Origin of the sequence: Streptomyces sp. NBC_01267 (assembly GCF_036241575.1) — a bacterium.
Lineage (GTDB): Bacteria > Actinomycetota > Actinomycetes > Streptomycetales > Streptomycetaceae > Streptomyces.
The window spans coordinates 3,949,663-3,972,574 of sequence record NZ_CP108455.1; the positions used below are offsets into that span (position 1 = coordinate 3,949,663).

The window sequence follows — 22,912 nt, forward strand, 5'->3', positions numbered from 1 at the left end:
AGGAGTCCATCCCGTGACGGAAGGCACCACCACCTCCGCCGCCGCTGAAGGCGACACGCTGAGCCGCCTTGAGCAGGAGGGCGAGATCGCGGCGGACTATCTCGAAGGCCTGCTGGACATCGCGGACCTCGACGGCGACATCGACATGGATGTCGAGGCCGACCGCGCGGCTGTCTCGATCATCAGTGATGCGAGCAGCCGTGATCTTCAGAAGCTCGTGGGACGGGACGGTGAGGTACTGGAAGCGCTTCAGGAACTCACCCGGCTCGCAGTCCACCGGGAGACCGGAGATCGCAGCCGTCTGATGCTGGACATCGCCGGGTTCCGGGCCAAGAAGCGTGAGGAACTCGCTGCGCTGGGGGCCAAGGCCGCCGACGAGGTGAAGAGCTCCGGTGAGCCGGTGAGGCTCGACCCGATGACGCCGTTCGAGCGCAAGGTTGTACACGACGCGATTGCCGCCGCCGGGCTGCGCAGCGAGTCCGAGGGCGAGGAGCCGCAGCGCTTCGTCGTCGTGCTCCCGGCCTGACCGGTACGTTGTTCTCTCGGCCCCGTCTGTTCGCAGGCGGGGCCGATCTTTGTCAGCCTGATATGTCAGCCATCCATGCGGTAATGCGGTACGGAAGGACGGTCCCCGTGACGGAGTCAGCGGAGCTGCCCGAGGCGCCGGAAGTGGCGCATGAGGTTTTCGGTGAATTCTTCCCGGAAGTTGTCCGGTACGCAGAGTTGCTTGCGGACGCGGGGGTCAAGCGGGGGCTGATCGGACCGCGTGAGGTACCCAGGCTCTGGGAGCGGCATCTGTTGAACTGCGCGGTGCTCTCCGAAGTGGTTCCGCAGGGCGTTACGGTCTGTGATGTGGGTTCGGGAGCTGGACTTCCGGGGATTCCACTTGCCCTGGTGCGCAGGGATTTGAAGATCACGCTGCTTGAGCCGCTGTTGCGGCGGACGAACTTCCTTCAAGAGGTTGTGGAGCTGCTGGGCCTGGACCACGTGACGGTTGTTCGGGGGCGGGCCGAAGAGGTCCTCGGTAAGTTGCCGCCCGTGCACGTGGTGACGGCCCGCGCAGTGGCCCCCCTGGACCGCCTGGCCGGGTGGGGGGTGCCGTTGCTGCGCCCTTACGGAGAGATGCTCGCCCTCAAGGGAGACACGGCCGAAGAGGAGATTCAGGGGGCGAGGGCGGCTCTGAGCAAGCTTGGTGTCGTAGAGACATCGGTGCTCCAGGTCGGAGAGGGAATCGTCGACCCGTTGTCCACGGTGGTGCGCGTCGAGGTGGGTGAGAGCCCTGGAGGTGTGCGTTTCGCGGCGAAACGAGCGAAGGCTGCCCGGGTGAGCCGAACCCGTCGACGTCGCTAGCGACGCGGTTGCCTTACAAGCTCCCCGAAAGCTGTCAAATATGCACATTTCGGAGTGTCGTGACGACCTGATGCGGCGACCCAGGCATCGTGTTTCACGTGAAACGTCGCTCTCTGCTGCATGGGATCATCAATCGCAGTCGTGCGGCATCCACGCCGCGTGATCGTAGGCCCTTTGGGGTCACGAAGTTGTCCACAAAGGTGGATTCATCCACAGAAGAACATGCCTCGCTGGTTCACACCCCCGAAAGCATGGCAGGCTCTGTGCATTGCGAGCCTGAAGTCGAGGAGGGTGAATCCTTGCGGTCCGACGCCAACATCGCGGGACCGATGACCGATCCGGTCCCCGGTCCCCGTACCGAGTCGGCGGGAGAGGATGTTTCACGTGAAACACCGCCCCCGATGGACGACACCCCTATTGGTCGCGCTGCCCAGCTGGCAGTAGAAGCTCTCGGCCGTGCCGGTGAGGGTCTGCCACGGCCGGAGCGGACACGTGTCATCGTGGTCGCCAATCAGAAGGGCGGCGTCGGTAAGACCACCACAACGGTCAACCTTGCCGCTTCACTCGCGCTGCACGGTGCGCGTGTGCTGGTGGTTGACCTTGACCCTCAGGGAAACGCCTCTACGGCGTTGGGGATCGACCATCACTCTGAAGTTCCGTCGATCTACGATGTTCTGGTAGAGAGTCGGCCGCTCTCCGAGGTCGTACAACCGGTCCCAGATGTTGAAGGCCTCTTCTGCGCTCCGGCAACCATTGATCTCGCTGGTGCTGAGATCGAGTTGGTCTCTCTGGTGGCTCGGGAAAGCCGACTGCAGCGGGCTCTCCAGGCCTACGAACAGCCGCTGGACTACATCCTCATCGACTGCCCGCCGTCTTTGGGGCTGCTGACAGTCAATGCGATGGTCGCCGGTGCCGAAGTGCTGATCCCGATTCAGTGTGAGTACTACGCCCTTGAGGGCCTGGGCCAGCTACTGCGGAATGTCGATCTGGTGCGGGGGCATCTCAACCCCGAACTGCATGTGTCGACGATTCTGCTCACCATGTACGACGGCAGGACCCGGCTAGCGTCGCAGGTGGCAGATGAGGTGCGAAGTCACTTCGTCCGTGAGGTGCTCAAGACGAGCATCCCCCGGTCTGTGCGCATCTCTGAGGCCCCGAGCTACGGGCAGACGGTCCTCACCTATGATCCGGGATCGAGCGGTTCGCTGTCGTATCTCGAAGCGGCTCGTGAGATCGCGCTGCGCGGCGTCGATATGCACTACGACGCCCGGCACGCGCATACGGGCAGTCAAAATAGCCAGCAAAGCATGCCGGAGGGGATCCAGTGAGTGAGCGACGTAGAGGCCTGGGGCGTGGGCTCGGTGCGCTGATCCCTGCTGCACCGCAGGAGAAGGCAGGCCTGGTCGGCGGGGAGGGGTCTGCTTCCCCAGGGGCGGCCTCGGTACTGACGGCGGAGAGGGGAGTGGCTGCCGCGAAGTTGGCCGCGCTTCCGCCAAGCACCGTTTCACGTGAAACGGTGGTGCCTGCTCAGGAGTCGGCACCTAAGGCAGAGGCACCAGAGCCCGCGAGCGCCTACTTCGCGGAGCTGCTGCTGGATGCGATCACACCCAATCCGCGTCAGCCGCGAGAGGTGTTCGATGACGATGCTCTGGCTGAGCTCGTCTCCTCTATCAAGGAGGTGGGCCTTCTCCAGCCCGTCGTTGTACGGCAGGTGGGGACTGAGCGGTTCGAGCTCATCATGGGTGAGCGGCGCTGGAGGGCTTGTCGTGAGGCAGGGCTGGAGCGCATCCCGGCGATTGTCCGGGCGACGGACGATGAGAAGTTGCTTCTGGATGCACTGCTGGAGAACCTGCACCGCTCTCAGTTGAACCCGCTGGAAGAGGCGGCTGCCTATGACCAGTTGCTTCAGGATTTCAGCTGCACCCACGATCAACTGGCCGATCGAATCGGCCGATCGCGTCCTCAAGTTTCCAACACGCTGCGACTGCTGAGGCTTTCGCCCCCGGTGCAGCGCAGGGTTGCTGCGGGTGTGCTGTCTGCGGGGCACGCCCGAGCTCTGCTCTCGGTGGATGACTCCGAGGAGCAGGACCGGCTGGCCCATCGCATCGTGGCGGAGGGGCTTTCGGTGCGTGCGGTCGAAGAGATCGTCACCTTGATGCAGTCGCGGCCACAGAGCACTCCCAAGTCCAAGGGGCCGCGGGCAGGTGCCCGTCTTTCACCCGCCCTGTCTGATCTTGCGTCACGACTCTCGGATCGTTTCGAGACGCGAGTGAAGGTCGACTTGGGTCAGAAGAAGGGGAAGATCGTCGTCGAGTTCGCTTCCATGGATGATTTGGACCGGATTCTTGGTTCGCTTGCCCCAGGTGAGGGACGTGTGCTGGAGAAGCGGCTCACGGAGGAAGCAGCGGAAGACGACGAGGGCTGAGTCCGTAGTCGGGTAGCGAGGCGGGGCATGTCCGGTGAGCCGGAACATGCCCCGCCTCTTTGCTTTCTCGCGGTGTCCGTTAGATCGGCCGGATGGATACGATGCGTTCTGTTACGGCGCATCCATTTTGGTCCACCTTGGAGCGGCGGCTGGGGCTGTATGAACGGCAACCAGGGGAGGTCTCTTGTTCTGAGTTCGGAGTGGTCAGCGAGTTCGTCAGCGCCCTGGACCGGGATGTGCTGAGTGCCGCGCTTGCAGCGCCAGGCGGAGGAAGTGAGGAGCACCGTTCATGGGGCGTCGGCTTGTACCGCTCACACTGGATAACCTTCCGGACCTCCCCAAGCGCTGCCGTTCTTGCGTCTTCTGGGAGCTTGATCCAGTCACTGGGGAAGCCGCGATAAAGGCGGGTACGCCCGAGCTGGCAAAGGAAGCCTGGATCTCCGCCGTACTCCTGGAGTGGGGATCGTGCGGCAGGGCCATCTACGTCGACGGTGTGCCGGTGGGCTTCGTTCTCTACGCGCCTCCGGCATATGTACCGCGTTCCACGGCCTTCCCGACCAGTCCTGTCTCATCCGACGCCGTTCAGCTGATGACAGCGTGGATCATGCCTGGATACCAGGGGCAGGGGTTGGGACGGGTGCTGGTACAGACGGTCGCCAAGGACCTGTTACGGAGGGGCTTCAAGGCGATCGAGGCCTTCGGCGATGCCCGATGGAAAGAGCCGGCCTGCGTGCTTCCGGCGGACCATCTTCTGGCAGTCGGCTTCAAGACCGTACGGCCGCATCCGAACTACCCTCGGCTGAGGCTTGAACTGCGCACCACTCTGTCCTGGAGGGAAGACGTGGAGCTTGCCCTCGACCGTCTGCTGGGCGTGGTGAAGAAGGACCCGGTGTTGCGTCCGCTGTGAGGCCCGCGCTCTCACAGATCTCGCCGCAACGTGAAACAGGGCCACCCCGGAGGGCAGCCCTGTTTCACGTGAAACGTCAGCGGAGTCAGGCCTTCGTGGCCTCGCCACCGATGAAACCCTCAAGGTCGCGGACAATCGCGGCCTTCGGCTTGGCACCGACGATGGTCTTGGCCACCTCGCCGCCCTGGTAGACATTGAGAGTCGGGATCGACATCACGCCGTACTTGGCGGCCGTACCCGGGTTCTCGTCGATGTTGAGTTTCACGATCTCGATCTGGTCGCCGTACTCGGCCGCGATCGCCTCAAGGGAGGGGGCGATCTGGCGGCACGGACCGCACCAGGCGGCCCAGAAGTCGACGAGTACGGGCTTGTCGTTCTTGAGCACGTCCTGTTCGAAGGAGGCGTCAGTCACGTTCTTCAGGGTGCCGGCCACGGCGGGCTCCTCTTTCTTGGCGGGGTGTATGGGGGTGAGGTTCGTAGGGGATCAGGCGCTGGCGATCTTCTCGGGCTCTGCGGCCTTCTCACCGGCGGCCAGGGCGGCCAGGAAGCGCTCGGCGTCCAGAGCGGCGGAGCATCCAGTGCCGGCGGCAGTGATGGCCTGCCGGTAGGTGTGGTCCACCACGTCACCCGCGCCGAAGACACCGGTCAGGTTCGTCCGCGTGGAAGGTGCATCGACCTTCAGATAGCCCTCGCCGTCCAGGTCCAGCTGGCCCTTGAACAGCTCCGTGCGGGGGTCGTGGCCGACTGCGATGAACAGCCCGGTAACCGCCAGCTCAGAGGTCTCACCGGTCTTGGTGTTGCGCAGAGTCAGGCTGGAGAGCTTCTGCTCACCATGGATGACGGCGACCTCGCTGTCCCAGGCGAACTTGATCTTCGGATCCGCGATGGCGCGCTCCTGCATTGCCTTGGAGGCCCGCAGAGTGTCACGGCGGTGGACGATCGTGACGGACTTGGCGAACCTGGAAAGGAAGGTGGCCTCCTCCATGGCGGTGTCTCCGCCGCCGATGACGGCGATGTCCTGGTCCTTGAAGAAGAAGCCGTCGCAGGTGGCACACCAGGAGACACCCCGTCCGGAGAGCGCGTCCTCGTTGGGCAGACCGAGCTTGCGGTGCTGCGAGCCGGTCGTGACGATGACAGCCTTGGCACGGTGCACTGTGCCCGCAGTGTCGGTGACGGTCTTGATGTCGCCGGTCAGGTCGACGGCCACGATGTCGTCAGGAACCAGCTCGGCGCCGAAGCGTTCGGCTTGGGCGCGCATGCTGTCCATCAGGTCCGGTCCCAGGATGCCGTCCTGGAATCCGGGGAAGTTCTCCACCTCGGTGGTGTTCATGAGCGCACCACCGGCGGTGACGGCGCCTTCGAAGACCAGCGGCTGCAGTGACGCGCGTGCGGTGTACAGCGCGGCGGTGTAACCGGCGGGCCCGGAGCCGATAATGATCACGTTACGGACGTCGCTCACGGGTTTCTTCCTCGTCTCTGCGGACTGCTTACTGCCTACTGGGCCAGGTCCAATGGACTCTCAACCCACCCAACGGATCCTACGGGGCGTGCATTCCCGACAGGGTCAGCCGCGGGGGTAGACGTGCGTCAACAGAACCTTGCCGCGGACGGGTGGCACAGCGTCGACGCAGGCCGCATCGACGACGTATGCCTGAATCCGGCTGCTGTCAGTAGGGTGCGGTAGCACGACGAGGAAGGCATCTACGCCTTTGTAGGTCCCCTTCTGCGCGGCGAGCGGGCTTTCATCACGGCCGATGCCACTCTCCACACAGGGAGGCACCACCACTGCAAGGCCTTTCTTGAGGGCCTTCGGGCTGGAGTCCAGATGAACGGAGGGCGCTTCCTTCTCGTGCGGAGAAGCCACTGACGCCGGCGGTGTATCTGTGGCCAGGAGAGAGTGCACCTGCCCGCGGAGCGCAGACTCAGCGAAGACGGGCGCCTCTCCACGTTTCGATGTGTTCTCAGCGGCCCTGGTGTCGCCATGGGACGGGGCAAGTGACGACTGCAGGAAGAACACACTGACGCCGATGACAGCGGCGCCGAAGGCTGCGCTGAGTGCGGCGACGTGCCGTCGGCGCCGCACTGTGCGGGTGCGGCCGGGCCCTGTGCCGGCACGGGGGTGCCCTGACGGGCGGCTTGTGCTGGCTGACTCCGCAGCCAGGGAAGCGCGCGATGTTTCACGTGAAACATGCGTCGTTTTCTCTCCTCCATCGACATCGCGCAGTGCTTCCGCAGCCAGAGCAGCATCGATGCGGTCCGCGATGTCGGACGGCATCTCCACCGGGTCCGGCAGGCGGCCGAGCAGCTTCTGGATTTCGTCGAGAGAGTCCTTGATTTCGGCGCACGAAGAGCACCCGCCTAGGTGCTTGCGTACGGATGCGGCACGGGACGGAGCGAGGATGCTGAGGTCGGAGATCTCTGAGGCATCAGGGTGTTGTGCCGCGTCGGTCCTCGATGTCATGTGCGTCCACCTCCGCCCTTCGCTGCAGCAGGATCATGTGGCTCTGCGTCCTTCGGTCTCGGCGCAGGTGGGACGGATGCCCCTGACATCCGGTTCCGTCTTCTGTCGGGCCCGGTGCTGTCTTCCGAGTCGGGCAGGGCCGGGCGTAGATGAGCGAGTAGCGGCAGGAGCCTCGCTCGGCCCCGCGCACAGCGACTCTTCACAGTCCCGTTCGGAACATTGAGGATGCGGGCTGCCTCAGCCACGGGATAGCCCTGCATGTCGACGAGAACCAGGGCGGCTCGCTGCTCAGGGGGAAGGGTGCTCATGGCCTTGATGAGTTGTCGGTGGAGGTCCTGGCGCTCAGCAGGTGCCTCGGCAGACTCATGGGGTTCAAGGAGTTGATCAAGACGTTCGGCGGTGTCAACGGGTGAGGTCTTACGGGAGGCGGCTTTGCGAGCCCGGTCGAGACAGGCATTGACGGTGATGCGGTGCAGCCAGGTAGTGACGGCTGACTGGCCACGGAACGTGTGAGCGGCGCGATAGGCGGAGACCAGTGCGTCCTGGACGGCGTCGGCGGCTTCCTCTCGGTCTCCGAGGGTGCGCAGGGCGACGGCCCAGAGCCGGTCGCGGTGGCGACGCACGAGCTCACCGAAGGCGTCGGGATCACCTGCGACGTGGGCAGCCAGCAGTTCCTGGTCGTCCATGGCGCAGTGTTCGGCGTCGTCGTCCAACGGTGAGTGCCCCTCCCCTGTCGGCCCTGATCAGCCTGTGAACTTCACATCCGTCACAGCCTGCTTGTACCCTGCACCGCTGTACTGATCTCCGGGGGAGTTAGGCATGGCCGTGATCCAGACGAGTACGTATCGCGTGCTGACTGGTTTGTCGGCCTTGAGCTGAGCCGTGGTGCCGTTGGTGCTCGTAGAAGTGATCTTCTTCATCGAACTGAGTGGAGCGGACGAGGAGAGCGACCCTGCGGCATACAAGGAGATCGCGGTTTCGCTTCCCGGGTAAAGGAGCCCTATGGAGGCGGCCGATACGTCTTGCGCCGAGCCCAGGTCGTACACGATTCCGACGCCCTGCTTGAACGGGGCCAGAGTCGGGCCGCCCTTGTAGGAGAAGGTGCGCCAGTAGGTCGAGCTGTCGCCGTCGTAGGTGTCTCCGACGTCTGCCGGATGCTGCGGCTTTCCGTCCGGGTAGTACTCCGCGGCGTCCTTGATGGTGAGCGCCTTGGGAGCCTTCTCCTCGGTGGTGCCGTTGCTGTTGCCGTTGTGCGTCTGGCTCGTTCCGGGACTGTCCGAATCCTTGTCGCGGAGGAGCCTGTCGGCGAGCTGCCAGCTGCCCAGGCCCAGCGCTGCGATCAGGAGGGCGGACACGGCCCACTTCAAGGCCTTGCCGGTGCGGCCCTGGAGCGGGGGCGGCGGAGTGACCACGGGCTGGGTCGCAGCGACCCTGGCATCGGGAGCAGGACGGCCGTAGGTGCCCTGCTGATAGGTGGTGCGCTGGTACTCGGGTGGAGGGGTGTAGGCAGGCTCCGGAGGGCGGATGCGGGGCATCGCCGCCACTGCCTTGGCGAGCTCGTCCGGTGTCGTGCAGGGCGGTTCCTGGCGGGAGGCGGTTGCTCCGTCGTTGGCCAGAGCGCGCATGGCGAGTTCTGCCAGTCCGCGGTTGACGCCGGCCCGCACCTGGTCCGGAGGGATCAGCCCGACTCCCTTGGGCAGGCCGGAGAGACCGTAGGCGTCGGTCTCGTAGGGCCAGCGCTGAGTCAGCGACGCGTACAGCAGGGCGCCGATCGCTTCGGTGTCGGTGCGCTGAGGGGTGTCGGAGGTGATACCCCTCAGCGCGGCGTTCACTGCGAGGCCGCGGATGCGGTACTGCCCCGAGGAGGTACGCAGTACGGCACTGGGGGTGAGCCTGAGATGGGCCAGGCCTTCCCGGTGAGCGGCGGCCATGGCCTGGGAGACCTGGTTGACGAGCTGGTAGGCGTCGTGGGACTCCAGGGGACCGGAGGCGAGCAGCGCGGTAATTTCTGTCGCGTCGGGCAGCCATTCGTGGACGACGTAGACGAGGTCGTCCTCCTCGACGGCGTCCAGGACCTGTACGAAGCGCGGGTCGCCCAGTAGAGCCGAGGAGCGGGCCGCCGCGAGTACGGAGCGGGCTCTCGGGTGCTCTGCGGGAAGCAGGTGCACGCCGACTGCGCGCCGCAGCTTTTCGTCGACCGCGCGCCAGCTGCTGAAACCGTCCAGGCGGGTGACGCACTCCTCGAGCCGGTAGCGTCTGGCGAGCTTGTGCCCACTGTGCAGCTCGGGGGGCACGACGGTCTCGTCGTGGTTCCGCTCGCTCTTGTCGTCGTCCTGGGGGCTTTCACCGGCCGTGGTGTCAGCCGTTTCCTGAGGTTCTACCGTGCCGTCGGCCGTGGCCTTGTCCGCCTTGGCGGACAGCGGTTTGTCGCCGCTGTTGTCGGCCACGTCGACGGCAGCCGTGCTACGTTCCGCCACCGTCGTTCCTGCCTCCCCATCCGTTGCGCGCTGTCGGCCAGTCTGCAGAGCCATGCCAATTGTGCCCACAGTCCGGCGCTATGCACGACACGCGGCGACGGACGATGGTTGTGCGATCCCGCCGATGCCTAGCGGCCGAGGCGCCCACGCACCATGGCCACCATTGAGTTGAGCTCTGCGATCCGCATCCGCTTCGCAGCGATGAAGAACACACCGAGAAGCACAACGCCTCCGACGACCAATGCTGCCAGCGAAGCGAACGCGCCCTGCCCCAGCACCCGGATCATGGCGTAACCCACAGCGCCGCCGACGACGGCCCCCGGGACGGACGCCAGAGCGAGGCGTGCATACGTGCGCAGGATGTGAGTGCCGTCGAGATCGCCTCCCAGCCGTTTGCGCAGTCTCCGCCAGGCGATGCCGACACCGACGGCATAGGCGAGGCCGTACGAGGCCGCCATGCCGACGACTGCCCACTGGGCGGGAAGAACGACGTAGCAGAGGGCGGAGGCCGCAGCGTTGACCGCGGCGACGATGACCGTGTTGTAGAAGGGGGTACGCGTGTCCTCGTAGGCGTAGAAGCCACGCAGGACGACGTACTGCACCGAGTAGGGAATCAGGCCCAGAGCGAAAGCCATCAGGACGTATCCCATGGACTGTGAGGCCTCCACGCCACTGGAAGCGAAGAGCAGGGTGCAGACGGGGACGCCCAGAGCCAGGAACATGAAGGAGACCGGGACGATTGCCACGGCGGAGTTCCGCAGCCCCTGCGAGATGTCGTCACGGACCGCACCGACGTCGCCGTCGTTGGCGGCGCGGGAGATACGCGGAAGCAGTGCGGCCATGACCGAGACGGTGATGATGGCCTGTGGCATTCCCCAGATCAGCTGGGCGTTGGAGTAGGCCATGATGCCGGCGCCGTCCCGGTGGGAGGCCTTGCCCGCTGCGGTGGCGAGCTGGGTGACCACCAGGACTCCCGCCTGGTTGGCGAGGACGAACAGGACCGTCCACTTGGCGAGCTTCACGGCCTTGCCGAGGCCGTGGCCGCGCCAGTCGAACCGGGGTCGGAAGCGGAATCCTGCTTCGCGCAGGTACGGAATCATCGATAGGGCCTGGACCGTCAGGCCCAGCAGCGTGCCGATGCCGAGCAGCCGTACCCCGTCGGCCGGGATGGTCGTGACCTTCATGTGGGAGTCGGCTGAGGTGCCGTAGACCCAGATGAACAGGCCGAACGTGAAGATCATGACGATGTTGTTGAGGACCGGGGTCCACATCATCGCGCCGAACTTCCCGCGGGCGTTGAGGATCTGCCCCATCACCACGTGCACGCCCATGAAGAAGATGGTGGGCAGGCAGTAGCGGGCGAAGGTGACGGCCACGTTGTTGGCTGCCGGGTCGTCCGCGATCGGCAGAGACATCAGCCGGATCAGCAAGGGGGCAGCGAAGACCGCGATGCCGACGATGACACCGAGCGCGACCATGACGACGGTGAGCAAGCGGTTGGCGTACGCCTCGCCGCCGTCGTCGTCCTCCTTCATGGAGCGGACCAGCTGCGGCACGAACACAGAGTTCAGGCCGCCGCCGACCGTCAGGATGTAGATCATCGTCGGCAGGGTGTACGCGACGGTGAACGAGTCGCCGAGCGTTGCGGCGCCCAGTGCGGCGGTGATCACCATGGTGCGGACAAAGCCGGTGAGGCGGGAGACCAGAGTGCCCGCGGCCATCACCGCACTCGACTTCAGCAGGCCCGAAGCGCCGCCCGACTTCTCAGGAGGAGGGGCCGGGGCCGGTTCCGGTGCCTGACCGGGGGCCGGGACTGCTGCGGTGCCCTGCTGGTCCCGGAAGAGATGGGCAAAGGCGTCCTGCTGTTCCGGCTCGTCGGCGGCCTGGGTGACCAGGTCGTCCACCCCGACGAACTGTGTCGTGGCGTCGTCACCGTACGGCAGGTAGCGGGACGGGCCCGCAGGCTCGGGCGGTGGTGTCTGCGCCCACACCCGCGGATCGGGGGCGTACTGCGCAGCGGGCGGCTGCTGATACATCGGCTGCGGCTCGGCGTACGTACCGGGGGGCGGCGGTGGGTGGGACGCCCTGTCGTAGAGCGCCTCCGTCACCGGGTCCTGGGCGCTGAGATCGTGCGCCGCGTAGGGGTTGTAGGTGTACGCGTCCTGGACATAGGGATCAGGCGGCGGCGGGGCCTGGCCCGCCACAGGGGGCTCGGGGGGTGTCCCACCGGAATACGCAGCCCCGCCCCCAGCACCCTGGTCGCGGTCACCGTCGTACGGCGCGTTCATTGGTTACCCCACCTCATCGTCCCCGGCCGGCCTGCCACGACATCGCTCAACGGTCCACTTTCTCACCCGTGCCCGGCGGGTTCCCGCTTTCTGCTCCGGTGTCCGCCGCCGGGTCACTCGGCTGCTCGGGATCATCGTCCCCTGTGCTGGCCGCCCGAGCGGCCGTGCGCTTGCGGTGCGTGTACATCTTGATCCCGGCGAGCACCAGGAGTAGTACGCCACCGGCGATGACCAGCATCACGGTCGGTGTCATCTCGGAGACCGTCACTGTGAAGGGCATCGCCTTCGCAGTGCCGTACGGCGTGCCGTCCTCAGTGAAGAGCTGGGCGTACACCTGAACGGGTCCGTTGGCATTGATCGACGTCGTGAACTTCACCGTCTGGCTGTGTCCGCCGGCGATCTTCAGCGGTTGTTCGGCGATAGCAGCCTTGTCGTTGCCCAACTGCAGGCGAGTGGGGCTGGTCGAGCGCAGTTGCAGTACCAGGTGCTGGGTGGGCTGGAGCAGCTTGTTCTGCACGGTCACCGGGATCGTCGCACTGCGCCCGGACAGGGTCATGGCCGACTTCTGGACGATCTGCACCTGGCCGGTGAGGCTCAGCAGATAGTCCTGCACCTCGTCCCGGTAGGTGCGTGCTCCCTTGGCGTCGCCGCGCCAGGAAGTGGCCATCGACCGGTCGATGGCGTTGCTGAACGGGGTCACCACCCGGTCCGGCTGAGTCAGAATGATCTTGAAGTTGTCGAGTGTGGTCTGTGTGGTTCTGACGTCCTGGAACGCCTGCGTCGGCAGTTCCTGGCGGCGCAGGGAATTCGGGTAGGCGGAGGCACTGGGCACCGTGGTTGTGGCATCCGGGTCTGCCTTGGCCTTCGACGCTTCGACCAGGTTGAGCGGCTGAGTCCATCGCTGTGCGTCCAGGGCGCGAAGCGCGCTCGCCATCGACTGCGCCTGGCTGGTGGACGGCATGCGCTGTGGGGCGATGACCGTGCTGCGCTGCTTGGACGTGTCCTGAAGGGTTAGTGCGAGGGACTGGGCGAGGAAGTTCTGAACGGCGAGCGTGGAGGATCCCGCCTCGGTCATATCGCCCTGGAAGGCGTTGGAGAGCCGGGCATCGGAGACCACGGCTGTGGTGCCTCCGCCGATCGGGCGGGCTGCGGTGGGTGTGTACGGCAGCCCTGCCGTCTCCTCCATGCTGTCGCTGCTGGCGATCACGTTGTGTGCGCCGGCGGAAGTGGCCACATCGACGATCGAAGGGTCGATCGCACCATCGGCCGGCCAGGCGAAATCGGTGGACGGCTTCACATGGAGGATGGTCTGCACCGTCGTGGCGGCGATCTCCGTGGCTGACTGCAGGTGGCTCAGTGCACCGGGGACGTTCTTGCCGCGATGCGCCAGGGAAGCCAGATCGGGATCGGCGAACGGCAGGGCGACGACCTGCTGTCCCTGGACTGCGTCCTCCAGCTCGCTCAGCCACTTCTTTGCGACGGCCTGATTCTTGCCCGCGACCTCGGTGTTCCCGACCTTGATCTGATAGTTCCGTGTCATCGCGTCGACACCGGCCAGCAGGTCCGGGTCGATGACCCAGGTGACGGGCAGCGAGCGGCCCAGCGAGACCATCTGCTCGAGCCGCCCGCCAGGAGCGAGCTCTTCCGCGAGTTCGTCGTTCTCGAAGACCGGCGTCTGCTGGGCGTCGGAGCCCGTCTCCGACCTCAGATGGACCTTTGAGATGAGCGGCCACACAGTGGTGACCTGTGTCTTTTTATCGAGAGCCGTGGGCTGCCAGGGGAGGAACGTCCGCTGGATACCGAGCATCTGCTGATACCCGGCGTTGGCGGTCTGGCCGGTCAAGGAGACACCGAGCTGGTACACCCCGTCCGCACCGAGGTCCAGTTTGCTCACCGGGACGGAGATGGAGAAGTCCTCGCTGATGCCCGCGGGCAGCTTCGCGAACTTCGTTGTGTACTTGTCGCCGATTTCCAGCGGGTCGTTGCCCGTCAGGTCCGACGCGTGCTTTGCCGCGTCATCGATCGCGGACCGCCCGACCAGACGTGGACCCACCCGTACGCCGACATGAGCGTCAGTGATGGTTTCTTTGCGCTTGTTGGTCACCGTGCCCGAGATGGTGACTGTGTCGCCTTTCACAGGAGCGCTGGGCGTCAGCGCATCCAGGCTGACGGCCACATCGCCGGTACCTGTCGTGGCTACCGCAGCCTGTGCCGGAGCCGCGGCCGGGCCGCAGAACAGGCCCGCCATGAGCGTTCCCCCGGCGAGCAGCGACGCGGAGCGCCGCAGCCACCGGCGGGCAGGAGAGGGGGTCATCTCCTGGAAGTGTGCCGCCTCGGCCACGCGCTTGCCCGTCCCTCGTCTTCGTCGCTGATTCGGTGCTTCTCGGTTGCTGCGTCCACGCATGGTAACGATGTGTTCCAGGGCTGAGCGCCGCGGACTGCTCCTCAAGATCAGAAGAGTGTTCGCGGAGCCGGGAAATCGGGACGCTCCGGCCAGCTCGGGCACGTACCCTTTTCTGTTGTGCCGAAAGCCAATGATGACAACCCCAGTGCACTGAGTCAGGTGCAGCACCGAGCGGTCACCGAACTGCTACGGGTGTCCCCGGTCGCCGATGACCTTGCCCGCCGATTCCAGGATGCCGGACACAGCCTCGCACTGGTCGGAGGATCGGTCCGGGATGCACTGCTCGGCAGGCTCGGCAACGATCTGGACTTCACCACGGACGCCCGCCCCGAAGACGTGCTGAAGATCGTCCGGCCGTGGGCCGACGCGGTGTGGGAAGTCGGAATTGCCTTCGGGACGGTCGGTTGCCAGAAGGACGGCTATCTGATCGAGGTCACGACGTTCCGTTCGGAGGCGTACGACAGGACTTCACGCAAGCCGGAGGTGTCCTACGGCGACTCCATCGAGGAAGATCTCGTGCGCCGCGACTTCACCGTCAACGCGATGGCGGTGGCCCTTCCGGAGAAGACGTTCATCGACCCGCATGGAGGCCTGGATGACCTTGCCGGTCGGGTGCTGCGTACTCCGGGCACTCCGGAGGAGTCGTTTTCTGACGATCCGCTGCGCATGATGCGGGCGGCGCGCTTCGCCGCCCAGTTGGGCTTCGACGTGGCGCCGGAGGTTGTCGCCGCGATGACGGCCATGTCCGAGCGCATCGAGATCGTCTCGGCGGAGCGGGTACGCGACGAGCTCAACAAACTGCTGCTGTCCGCGAATCCACGCAAGGGGCTTGCGCTGCTCGTCGAGACGGGCATCGCCGAGCGGGTACTTCCCGAGCTTCCGGCTCTACGTCTTGAGAGCGACGAGCACCACCGTCACAAGGACGTGTACGAGCACTCATTGACCGTGCTGGAGCAGGCCATGGACCTGGAACAGGACGGCCCCGACCTGGTACTTCGGCTGGCCGCCCTGCTGCATGACATCGGCAAGCCGCGGACACGCCGCTTCGAGAAGGACGGCGGAGTCTCCTTCCATCACCACGAGGTGGTGGGCGCGAAGCTGACCAAGAAGCGCATGACGGCACTGAAGTACTCGAACGACATGGTCAAGGACGTCACCAAGCTTGTCGAGCTGCATCTGCGCTTCCACGGCTATGGAACCGGCGAGTGGACCGACTCGGCTGTGCGGCGTTATGTGCGTGACGCCGGGCCGCTGCTGGAGCGGTTGCACAAGCTGACGCGCTCGGACTGCACCACGCGCAACAAGCGAAAGGCCAATGCGCTCTCTCGTGCGTACGACGGACTTGAGGAGCGCATCGCCCACCTGCAGGAGCAGGAGGAACTCGACTCGATTCGTCCCGATCTCGACGGCAACCAGATCATGGAGATCCTGGGCGTCGGTCCCGGGCCGGTGATCGGTAACGCGTACAAGTTCCTGTTGGAGTTGCGGTTGGAGCGCGGCCCGATGGAGCGTGATGAGGCCGTTGCGGAACTCAAGGAGTGGTGGGCCGCGCAGGGCTGAGGTCATGTTTCACGTGAAACATGACCTGCGGGCATGACGGAGGGGCGGTGTTTCACGTGAAACACCGCCCCTCCGTCATGCCTTGCAGGGGGCTACTTCTTGTAGTCCGACAGGCAGAGCGTGAAGTCCTTGTCGCCGCTCTCCGTGTACTGCGAATACTTGCTGCGGTCGCACTCGCCGCTGGTCCCGTCCTTCTTCTCGGCGACCTTGTACTTGGCCTTGGCGTCGCTGCAGTCCACAACCTTGAGATCGGGGTTGGTCGTGCTGTCCGGGTTGCCGATGCTCATGCAGTCGCCGACCTTGGCCGTGTTGGCGTCATGCCTGCTGGCGAACCAGCCGAAGGCGATGAGGCCCACGACGACCACGGCGATTCCTATCTTGACGAACTTCATGGCGCCACGGCGAGGTGGAGCGACCGGAGCCGGTGGGACCGGGCCGCCGCCCTGGTTGAAGTACGGCGACGGCTGCTGCGGGACGCCCTGCTGCCCCGGTTGACCGTACGGACCCGGCGGCGTCTGCTGGCCGTACGGGTTGCCGCCCTGAGGCGGCCCGTGGGGCGGGGTGGGCTGCTGGGCGTACGGGTTCTCGCCTTGGGGCGGCGGAGTGGACATGGGTTGGGATCCCCCTTGAATTGATGCGCGTGTGCGCGTCGTCGACGCCCGTAAAGTAGCGGGCCGCTCTGACGTTTCTGGAACCGAGGGCGCTTCTGTGGCTCTGATGTGACACTCACGTGCGCCGAAAACGGGCCATAAATACAGCAACTGTTGCGTAGATGACGCCAACTGTGCCCAGGAGCGGGACCGACCTGCCGTCCGAGGGCAGTATCAGTGCAGCGACTGCGGCGGCCCCTACGAAGGCGACGTTGAACAGCACGTCGTACACCGAGAAGATCCGGCCACGGAAGGCGTCAGCCACTGAGGACTGCACCACTGTGTCGGTGGCGATCTTCGTTCCCTGGGTCGCGAGCCCCAGGATGAACGCGGCGACGAGGGTCGGGACGGGAGCGAACGGCAGGCCGAGAGCTGGGACCAGCACGGCAGCTGAGCCCGAGCAGACCGCTGTCCAGCCGTACGGGCCAAGGCGCCCCACTGCCCAGGGCGTCACCACTGCCGCCGCGAAGAACCCGGCGCCCGAGACTCCGACCGCGATTCCGAGGAGTGCGAGGCCGTCCGACTCACGCGAGGACCAGGCGTATCGACAGAGCATCAGCAGCATCACCGTCAGCGCCCCGTAGCAGAATCGCAGCAGCGTCATCGCGGTCAGCGCCCGCGCTGCCGTCGGCCGCTCGGCCAGATGACGCAGTCCGTCGACCATCCCCCGTACCGTCGAGGCCAGCGCAGCGGCAAGCTTCGGCTGATCCGACACCAGCTCCGGCCCGAGCACATCGCGGGCTATTCGCAGGGATGCAACCGCGGCGCACAGATAGAGGACAGCTCCCAGCAGGACGATGACGGCATCGGAGTCCACGGTGAGTACCCGTACAGCCAGGGCCAATCCGCCTCCTGCCGTCGCGGCGAGCGTCCCAGCTGTGGGGGAGAGCGCGTTCGCGATGACCAGTCGCCCGGGGGCGACGACGCGTGGCAGCGCGGCCGAAAGCCCGGACAGCACAAAGCGGTTGACCGCTGTGACGCAGAGAGCGGACGTGTAGAAGAGCCAGTCGGGTGCGCGGGTGAGTACCAGCAACGCGGTCGCGGAGGCCATGACGGCCCGCAGCAGATTCCCGTACAGGAAGACCTGCCGACGTGGCCAGCGGTCCAGTAGAACTCCGGCGAACGGGCCTATCAGGGAGTACGGCAGCAGCAGTACCGCCATCGCCGAAGCGATGGCGGCCGGTGAGGTCTGCTCCTCAGGGGAGAAGACGACATACGTGGCGAGTGCGATCTGATAGACGCCGTCGGCCGACTGGGAGAGCAGCCGCACTGCCAGCAGTCGCCGGAAGCCGGTCAGGCGCAGAAGCGCGCACAGATCACGGGCAACAGGCATGTGGGCAAGCGTCACACAGAGGTGAGCGGGCACGGAAAGGGCCCCCGGGCAGTATGCCCGGGGGCCCTCAACGACCGAGGACGATCGTTCTCAGAGTGAGCTTCAGCGCTCGACCTCGCCCTTGATGAACTTCTCGACGTTCTCGTAGGCCTCGTCGTCGAAGTACTGCACCGGCGGGGACTTCATGAAGTACGAGGACGCGGAGAGGATCGGGCCGCCGATGCCGCGGTCCTTGGCGATCTTCGCGGCGCGCACGGCGTCGATGATGACGCCCGCGGAGTTCGGGGAGTCCCACACCTCGAGCTTGTACTCGAGGTTGAGCGGGACGTCACCGAAGGCGCGGCCCTCAAGGCGCACGTACGCCCACTTGCGGTCGTCCAGCCAGGCGACGTAGTCCGAGGGACCGATGTGGACGTTGTCGGCGCCCAGGTCGCGGTCACGGATCTGCGAGGTGACCGACTGCGTCTTGGAGATCTTCTTGGACTCCAGGCGGTCGCGCTCCAGCATGTTCTTGAAGTCCATGTTGCCGCCGACGTTCAGCTGCATGGTGCGCTCGAGGCGGACACCGCGGTCTTCGAAGAGCTTCGCCATGACGCGGTGCGTGATGGTGGCACCGACCTGGGACTTGATGTCGTCACCGACGATCGGGACGCCCGCCTCGGTGAACTTGTCCGCCCACTCCTTGGTGCCGGCGATGAAGACCGGGAGAGCGTTGACGAAGGCGACCTTGGCGTCGATGGCGCACTGCGCGTAGAACTTGGCAGCGACCTCGGAACCGACGGGCAGGTAGCAGACGAGGACGTCCACCTGCTTGTCCTTGAGGATCTGGACGATGTCGACCGGGGTCTCGCCGGACTCCTCGATCGTCTCGCGGTAGTACTTGCCCAGACCGTCGTGGGTGTGACCACGCTGGACCGTCACGCCGGTGTTCGGCACGTCGGCGATCTTGATGGTGTTGTTCTCGCTGGCACCGATGGCATCCGCGAGGTCGAGACCGACCTTCTTCGCGTCGACATCGAAGGCGGCGACGAACTCGACGTCACCTACGTGGTAGTCGCCGAACTGGACGTGCATCAGACCGGGCACCTTGCCGGCCGGATCGGCGTCCTTGTAGTACTCGACGCCCTGCACCAGCGAGGCGGCGCAGTTGCCCACGCCGACGATGGCTACGCGAACCGAACCCATTCCGGTTGCTCCCTGTGTGTTCTCGACGAAGCCCTGCGGACGCAGAGCTTCACTTAGCGGTGTCATCGGACGGATCCGGCGGGGTGGTACCCCGATGCCGGGGCAGGCCGCCCGTATCTCCTGATATGTCCTGCTGAGCGGCGCCGGCGTCGGGGGATCGTCGCTGATCCCGTCCCGCCCGCTCGCTCTCGATGAGCTCGTTCAGCCAGCGCACTTCGCGCTCCACGGATTCCATGCCGTGCCGCTGCAACTCAAGCGTGTAATCGTCCAGCCGCTCGCGAGTACGGGCCAGAGAGGCGCGCATCTTTTCGAGACGCTCCTCCAGCCGACTCCGGCGGCCCTCGAGCACCCGCATCCGCACCTCGCGTTCCGTCTGCCCGAAGAAGGCGAAACGTGCAGCGAAATGCTCGTCCTCCCAGGTATCGGGGCCGGTGTGCGAAAGGAGCTCTTCGAAGTGCTCCTTGCCGTTCGCGGTCAACCTGTAGACGATCTTGGCGCGGCGTCCTGCGAGTGAAGCTGCGAGAGCGTCCTCCGGGGCACTGCCCGGTTCCTCGATCAACCAGCCGCTGGCGACCAGCGTCTTGAGGCAGGGGTAGAGGGTCCCGTAACTGAAGGCCCTGAAGATCCCCAGCGAGGTGTTCAGGCGTTTGCGCAGCTCATAGCCGTGCATCGGCGACTCACGGAGCAGGCCGAGTACGGCGAATTCGAGGATGCCTGAGCGCCTGCTCAACCTTCGCCTCCTCTGCTGGTCCGGTCACTTATGCCGTGCTGATGTATCGAGTCGATACATCAGCACGATAGAACGACCTTGCGCCCGCGACAAGGGGAGCCATCGTGAGCGGCGTCACATCGCGGATTCATAGGCGGCAACTTGCCTGATTTGAGGCGAACCTCGGCACTGAGAGGGTTTTGAGCGTGCGTAGTCTGTGCGGCATGCAGACCGCCGGGGGCCGAGTGACACCAGGGGACGTCAGTTGTCTCGGCCCACGGAATGCGCTGCGGACGGGCCCGGCCAGGGGGCTGTCCGTGCCGCGGATGTGCCCGTCCGAGGGGCTGTCCGTGTGTCGGGGGGACCGGAACTCAACTGCCGTTTCCAGGCGTTAGCGCCTGCCCGAGGAGTAGTCGTTCGATGAGCGAGCACCGTCGCAAACCGCCACAGCCACAGAGTGGTGGACGTGCCGCGGCCAGGCGAGTCGCCCAGCAGCCTCCCGGCCGCCGCGCAGCTCCCCCGCGAACCACCACTGAGTCACCTTCCGGTTCCTACGACGAGGAGGAGCGCCCGTACGGCGGACGTGCCGAGGCCAGACGTGCTGCCCAGCGCAGCGGAGGCGGGCGCCGCCGAGCCGCCGAAGCGGGCGGTGGCCGCGGTGGCCGACGCGGTTCGGGCGGTCGCGGTGGCCGCGGTGGCCATGGGGACAGCGGTTCCGGTGGAGGCCGTGGCCCCGGGAAGAAGCGGTTCATCGACTACCCGCGCGCGAATCTGACCGGCTGGCGCCACTGGGCGCCGTCCTGGCGGCTGGTGACCGGTCTCTTCATCGGTTTCGCCGGCAGCATCCTGGCGGCCGCCACCATCGCGTACGCCATGGTGGGCATCCCGGACGCCAGCAAGACGTCGCAGGCGCAGAACAACGTCTACTACTGGTCCGACGGCAGTCAGATGGTTGCCGCCGGCAATGAAATCAACCGGCAGATCGTGCCGCTCAGCAAGATCCCCGTCGCGATGCAGAACGCGGTGGTCTCCGCCGAGAACAAGACGTTCTACAAGGACAAGGGCATCGACCCCATGGGTATCGCCCGTGCCGTGCTCAACATGGCCAAGGGCGGTCAGACCCAGGGCGGTTCGACGATCACCCAGCAGTATGTGAAGAACTCCCGGCTCGATCAGGAGCAGACGTTCAGCCGTAAGTTCAAAGAGCTGTTCATCTCCATCAAGGTCGGCGCCAAGATAGACAAGAACGACATCATGAGCGGCTACCTCAACACCTCGTACTACGGGCGCGGCGCCTACGGCATCCAGGCCGCGGCACGCACGTACTTCGGAGTGGACTCCGACAAGCTCAACCCGAGCCAGTGCGCGTTCCTCGCCACGCTCCTCAAGGGCGCCAGCTACTACGACCCCGCGGGTGCCGTCGAGATCGATCCGGCAGCCACTCCGGCGGACAATACGGAGCGGGCCACCAAGCGCTGGAAATGGATCCTCGACGAGATGGTCAAGGACGGTCGTCTCCCGAAGGCCGAGCGTGACAAGTACACGACGTTCCCGAAGGTGGACCCGCGGAAGAAGACCGCCCAGCTGGGCGGGCAGACCGGCTACCTCGTCGACCTCGCGAATTCGTACTTCATCAACAACAACAAGCAGGGCGTCACGGCCGAGGGGCTGGCCAAGGGTGGATACCAGATCCATACGACCTTCGACAAGAAGAAGGTCAAGGAGCTGGAAGCGGCGGTGGAGAAGGTCCGCAAGGCCAAGATCAAGCCCGGTCTGCGGCCGAAGACGGACACCCACGTCCAGTTCGGCGGAGCGTCGGTGGACGCGCAGACCGGCGCCATCGCCGCCATCTACGGCGGTGAGGACGCCACCAAGCACTACATGAACAACGCCGACTACACCGGAGCCCAGGTCGGATCGACGTTCAAGGCCTTCGTCCTGGCCGCCGCGCTCGAGTACGGAAAGCGCGACCCCTCCCTCGGATCCGACCAACCCGATTCGGACCGCACGATCGTCTCGCCGAAGAGCCTCTACAGCGGGCAGAACGACCTGAAGATCAAGAATTACGACGGCACCGTCTGGCAGAACGAGAAGGGAGAGCAGTGGCTGCAGGAGAACGACGGCAAGGACTCTGTCGGTGCCCCTCCGAGCTACGCGATCGACCTGCGCGAGGCCATGAGGGAGTCGGTGAACTCCGCGTATGTCCAGCTCGGCATGGACGTCGGCACCGACAAGGTGCGTGAGGCGGCCATCGCCGCGGGGCTGCGCGACGACAAGCAGAGCATGGCCAGCTCCAACTTTCCCTCGTTCTCCATCGGTACCTCCAGCCCGAGCGCGATCCGGATGGCCGGCGCCTACGCCACCTTCGCCAACAACGGCCGTCAGAACGAACCGTTCTCCGTCACCGAGGTGACGAATGAAGGGAGGACGGTCTACCAGCACAAGCAGGTGGAGAAGATGGCGTTCTCGACGGCCATCGCCAGCAACGTCACCGATGTGCTGAAGACCGTGGTCGACAAGGGCACCGGAACCGCCGCACGGCTTCCGGACCGGGAAGTCGCCGGCAAGACCGGTACCACCGACGGCAACAAGTCCGCCTGGTTCATCGGGTACACCCCGCAGCTCTCCACCGCCATCGACATGTACCGCTTCGACGACGACGCCAAGGGCAAGAACCGCACGTTCGAGAAGATGTACGGCACCGGTGGCGAGGACAAGATCCACGGTGCCTCGTTCCCGGCGCAGATCTGGCACGACTACATGTCGCAGGCGCTCAGCGGCACGAAGGCCGTGGACTTCCCGGCACCCGAGCCGATCGGGAAGGTCGTCTACGGCGGCGGTGTGTCCTCCCCGAAGCCGACCCCGGTCCTGCCCTCGTCGCCGAGCCCGACGCCGTCCGCTCCGTCGCCGTCCCCGTCCGACACGCCCTCCACGACTCCGTCCCCGAGTGAGTCCTGCAACAAGTGGCAGGACTGGACCTGCGGAGACCCCGGAGGGACCGACGGGGGTACGGCCGACGGTGGAACCGGCGGCGGAGCCAGTCCGGGGCCCAGCGAGACGCCTCCGGGTGGCCAGAACGGCGGCGGCCACGGAGCCAACGGTGGTGGCGGCGGCTTCTTCGGCGGGATGGGCGGGTGACCGCCGCGTGAACCCCGTCGGCTGA

General features: G+C 65.7%; 18 protein-coding genes. 7 read left to right on the forward strand and 11 right to left on the reverse strand.

All coding sequences use genetic code 11. The features are described 5' to 3' along the window. Positions 1–13 precede the first annotated feature (13 nt). The 5 genes from OG709_RS18165 to OG709_RS18185 all read left to right on the forward strand — a co-directional run bounded on the left by OG709_RS18165 (position 14) and on the right by OG709_RS18185 (position 4,682). The gene (locus OG709_RS18165; protein WP_250302352.1) at positions 14–526 is read left to right on the forward strand and encodes a Jag family protein; all 513 of its coding nucleotides are present in this window, start codon (positions 14–16) and stop codon (positions 524–526) included. Between the two features lie 107 nt (positions 527–633). Further along, a complete protein-coding gene (rsmG, locus tag OG709_RS18170; protein ID WP_250302351.1) occupies positions 634–1,350 on the forward strand; it encodes a 16S rRNA (guanine(527)-N(7))-methyltransferase RsmG in 717 nt (238 codons plus the stop codon). A gap of 251 nt (positions 1,351–1,601) precedes the next feature. Next, a complete protein-coding gene (locus OG709_RS18175; protein WP_250302430.1) occupies positions 1,602–2,678 on the forward strand; it encodes a ParA family protein in 1,077 nt (358 codons plus the stop codon). Then, the gene (locus OG709_RS18180; RefSeq protein WP_250302350.1) at positions 2,675–3,775 is read left to right on the forward strand and encodes a ParB/RepB/Spo0J family partition protein; all 1,101 of its coding nucleotides are present in this window, start codon (positions 2,675–2,677) and stop codon (positions 3,773–3,775) included. The genes OG709_RS18175 and OG709_RS18180 overlap by 4 nt, the downstream gene beginning before the upstream one ends. Before the next feature lie 289 nt (positions 3,776–4,064). Beyond that, entirely contained in the window at positions 4,065–4,682 is a 618-nt protein-coding gene (locus OG709_RS18185) for a GNAT family N-acetyltransferase (protein ID WP_250302349.1), read from the forward strand. An 85-nt stretch (positions 4,683–4,767) separates the two neighbouring features. On the opposite strand, the gene trxA is transcribed toward OG709_RS18185, so the two are convergent. From trxA to OG709_RS18220, 7 genes are all read right to left on the reverse strand, one after another. Beyond that, positions 4,768–5,115, reverse strand: coding sequence for a thioredoxin (gene trxA, locus OG709_RS18190; protein WP_250302348.1), 348 nt, complete (start codon positions 5,113–5,115; stop codon positions 4,768–4,770). A 51-nt stretch (positions 5,116–5,166) separates the two neighbouring features. Then, positions 5,167–6,141, reverse strand: a complete 975-nt coding sequence (gene trxB / locus OG709_RS18195) for a thioredoxin-disulfide reductase (RefSeq protein ID WP_250302347.1) — start codon at positions 6,139–6,141, stop codon at positions 5,167–5,169. 105 nt (positions 6,142–6,246) lie between these two features. Further along, positions 6,247–7,143, reverse strand: a complete 897-nt coding sequence (locus tag OG709_RS18200) for a hypothetical protein (protein WP_266641835.1) — start codon at positions 7,141–7,143, stop codon at positions 6,247–6,249. Then, positions 7,140–7,829, reverse strand: a complete 690-nt coding sequence (gene sigM / locus OG709_RS18205) for an RNA polymerase sigma factor SigM (RefSeq protein ID WP_250302429.1) — start codon at positions 7,827–7,829, stop codon at positions 7,140–7,142. Before sigM ends, OG709_RS18200 begins: the two co-directional genes overlap by 4 nt. Before the next feature lie 57 nt (positions 7,830–7,886). Further along, complete coding sequence (locus OG709_RS18210; protein ID WP_250302345.1) at positions 7,887–9,620, reverse strand: protein kinase family protein; 1,734 nt, start codon at positions 9,618–9,620, stop codon at positions 7,887–7,889. Positions 9,621–9,748: 128 nt separating this feature from the next. Continuing rightward, positions 9,749–11,908 (reverse strand): murein biosynthesis integral membrane protein MurJ, encoded by a 2,160-nt coding sequence (murJ, locus tag OG709_RS18215; protein WP_250302344.1) that lies wholly within the window; start codon positions 11,906–11,908, stop codon positions 9,749–9,751. A gap of 46 nt (positions 11,909–11,954) precedes the next feature. After that, positions 11,955–14,249 (reverse strand): DUF6049 family protein, encoded by a 2,295-nt coding sequence (locus tag OG709_RS18220; protein ID WP_329166948.1) that lies wholly within the window; start codon positions 14,247–14,249, stop codon positions 11,955–11,957. Between the two features lie 180 nt (positions 14,250–14,429). Between OG709_RS18220 and OG709_RS18225 the strand changes: the two genes are divergently transcribed. Next, the gene (locus tag OG709_RS18225) at positions 14,430–15,872 is read left to right on the forward strand and encodes a CCA tRNA nucleotidyltransferase (RefSeq protein WP_250302342.1); all 1,443 of its coding nucleotides are present in this window, start codon (positions 14,430–14,432) and stop codon (positions 15,870–15,872) included. Positions 15,873–15,964: 92 nt separating this feature from the next. On the opposite strand, the gene OG709_RS18230 is transcribed toward OG709_RS18225, so the two are convergent. The 4 genes from OG709_RS18230 to OG709_RS18245 all read right to left on the reverse strand — a co-directional run bounded on the left by OG709_RS18230 (position 15,965) and on the right by OG709_RS18245 (position 19,770). After that, positions 15,965–16,483, reverse strand: coding sequence for an LppU/SCO3897 family protein (locus tag OG709_RS18230; protein WP_250302341.1), 519 nt, complete (start codon positions 16,481–16,483; stop codon positions 15,965–15,967). Positions 16,484–16,598: 115 nt separating this feature from the next. After that, positions 16,599–17,855, reverse strand: a complete 1,257-nt coding sequence (locus OG709_RS18235) for an MFS transporter (protein WP_329166951.1) — start codon at positions 17,853–17,855, stop codon at positions 16,599–16,601. A 102-nt stretch (positions 17,856–17,957) separates the two neighbouring features. Next, complete coding sequence (locus OG709_RS18240) at positions 17,958–19,040, reverse strand: inositol-3-phosphate synthase (protein WP_250302339.1); 1,083 nt, start codon at positions 19,038–19,040, stop codon at positions 17,958–17,960. Between the two features lie 49 nt (positions 19,041–19,089). Beyond that, complete coding sequence (locus OG709_RS18245) at positions 19,090–19,770, reverse strand: PadR family transcriptional regulator (RefSeq protein WP_250302338.1); 681 nt, start codon at positions 19,768–19,770, stop codon at positions 19,090–19,092. Positions 19,771–20,169: 399 nt separating this feature from the next. Between OG709_RS18245 and OG709_RS18250 the strand changes: the two genes are divergently transcribed. After that, positions 20,170–22,887 (forward strand): transglycosylase domain-containing protein, encoded by a 2,718-nt coding sequence (locus OG709_RS18250; protein WP_266641830.1) that lies wholly within the window; start codon positions 20,170–20,172, stop codon positions 22,885–22,887. The last annotated feature ends 25 nt before the right edge of the window (positions 22,888–22,912 follow it).

Coding starts and splice junctions, on each gene's coding strand:
- OG709_RS18175 (WP_250302430.1), top strand. CDS start 1,602: ATGGCAGGCTCTGTGCATTGCGAGCCTGAAGTCGAGGAGGGTGAATCC.
- OG709_RS18185 (WP_250302349.1), top strand. CDS start 4,065: ATGGGGCGTCGGCTTGTACCGCTCACACTGGATAACCTTCCGGACCTC.
- OG709_RS18200 (WP_266641835.1), bottom strand. CDS start 7,143: ATGACATCGAGGACCGACGCGGCACAACACCCTGATGCCTCAGAGATC.
- sigM (WP_250302429.1), bottom strand. CDS start 7,829: ATGGACGACCAGGAACTGCTGGCTGCCCACGTCGCAGGTGATCCCGAC.
- murJ (WP_250302344.1), bottom strand. CDS start 11,908: ATGAACGCGCCGTACGACGGTGACCGCGACCAGGGTGCTGGGGGCGGG.
- OG709_RS18230 (WP_250302341.1), bottom strand. CDS start 16,483: ATGTCCACTCCGCCGCCCCAAGGCGAGAACCCGTACGCCCAGCAGCCC.
- OG709_RS18235 (WP_329166951.1), bottom strand. CDS start 17,855: ATGCCTGTTGCCCGTGATCTGTGCGCGCTTCTGCGCCTGACCGGCTTC.
- OG709_RS18240 (WP_250302339.1), bottom strand. CDS start 19,040: ATGGGTTCGGTTCGCGTAGCCATCGTCGGCGTGGGCAACTGCGCCGCC.
- OG709_RS18250 (WP_266641830.1), top strand. CDS start 20,170: ATGAGCGAGCACCGTCGCAAACCGCCACAGCCACAGAGTGGTGGACGT.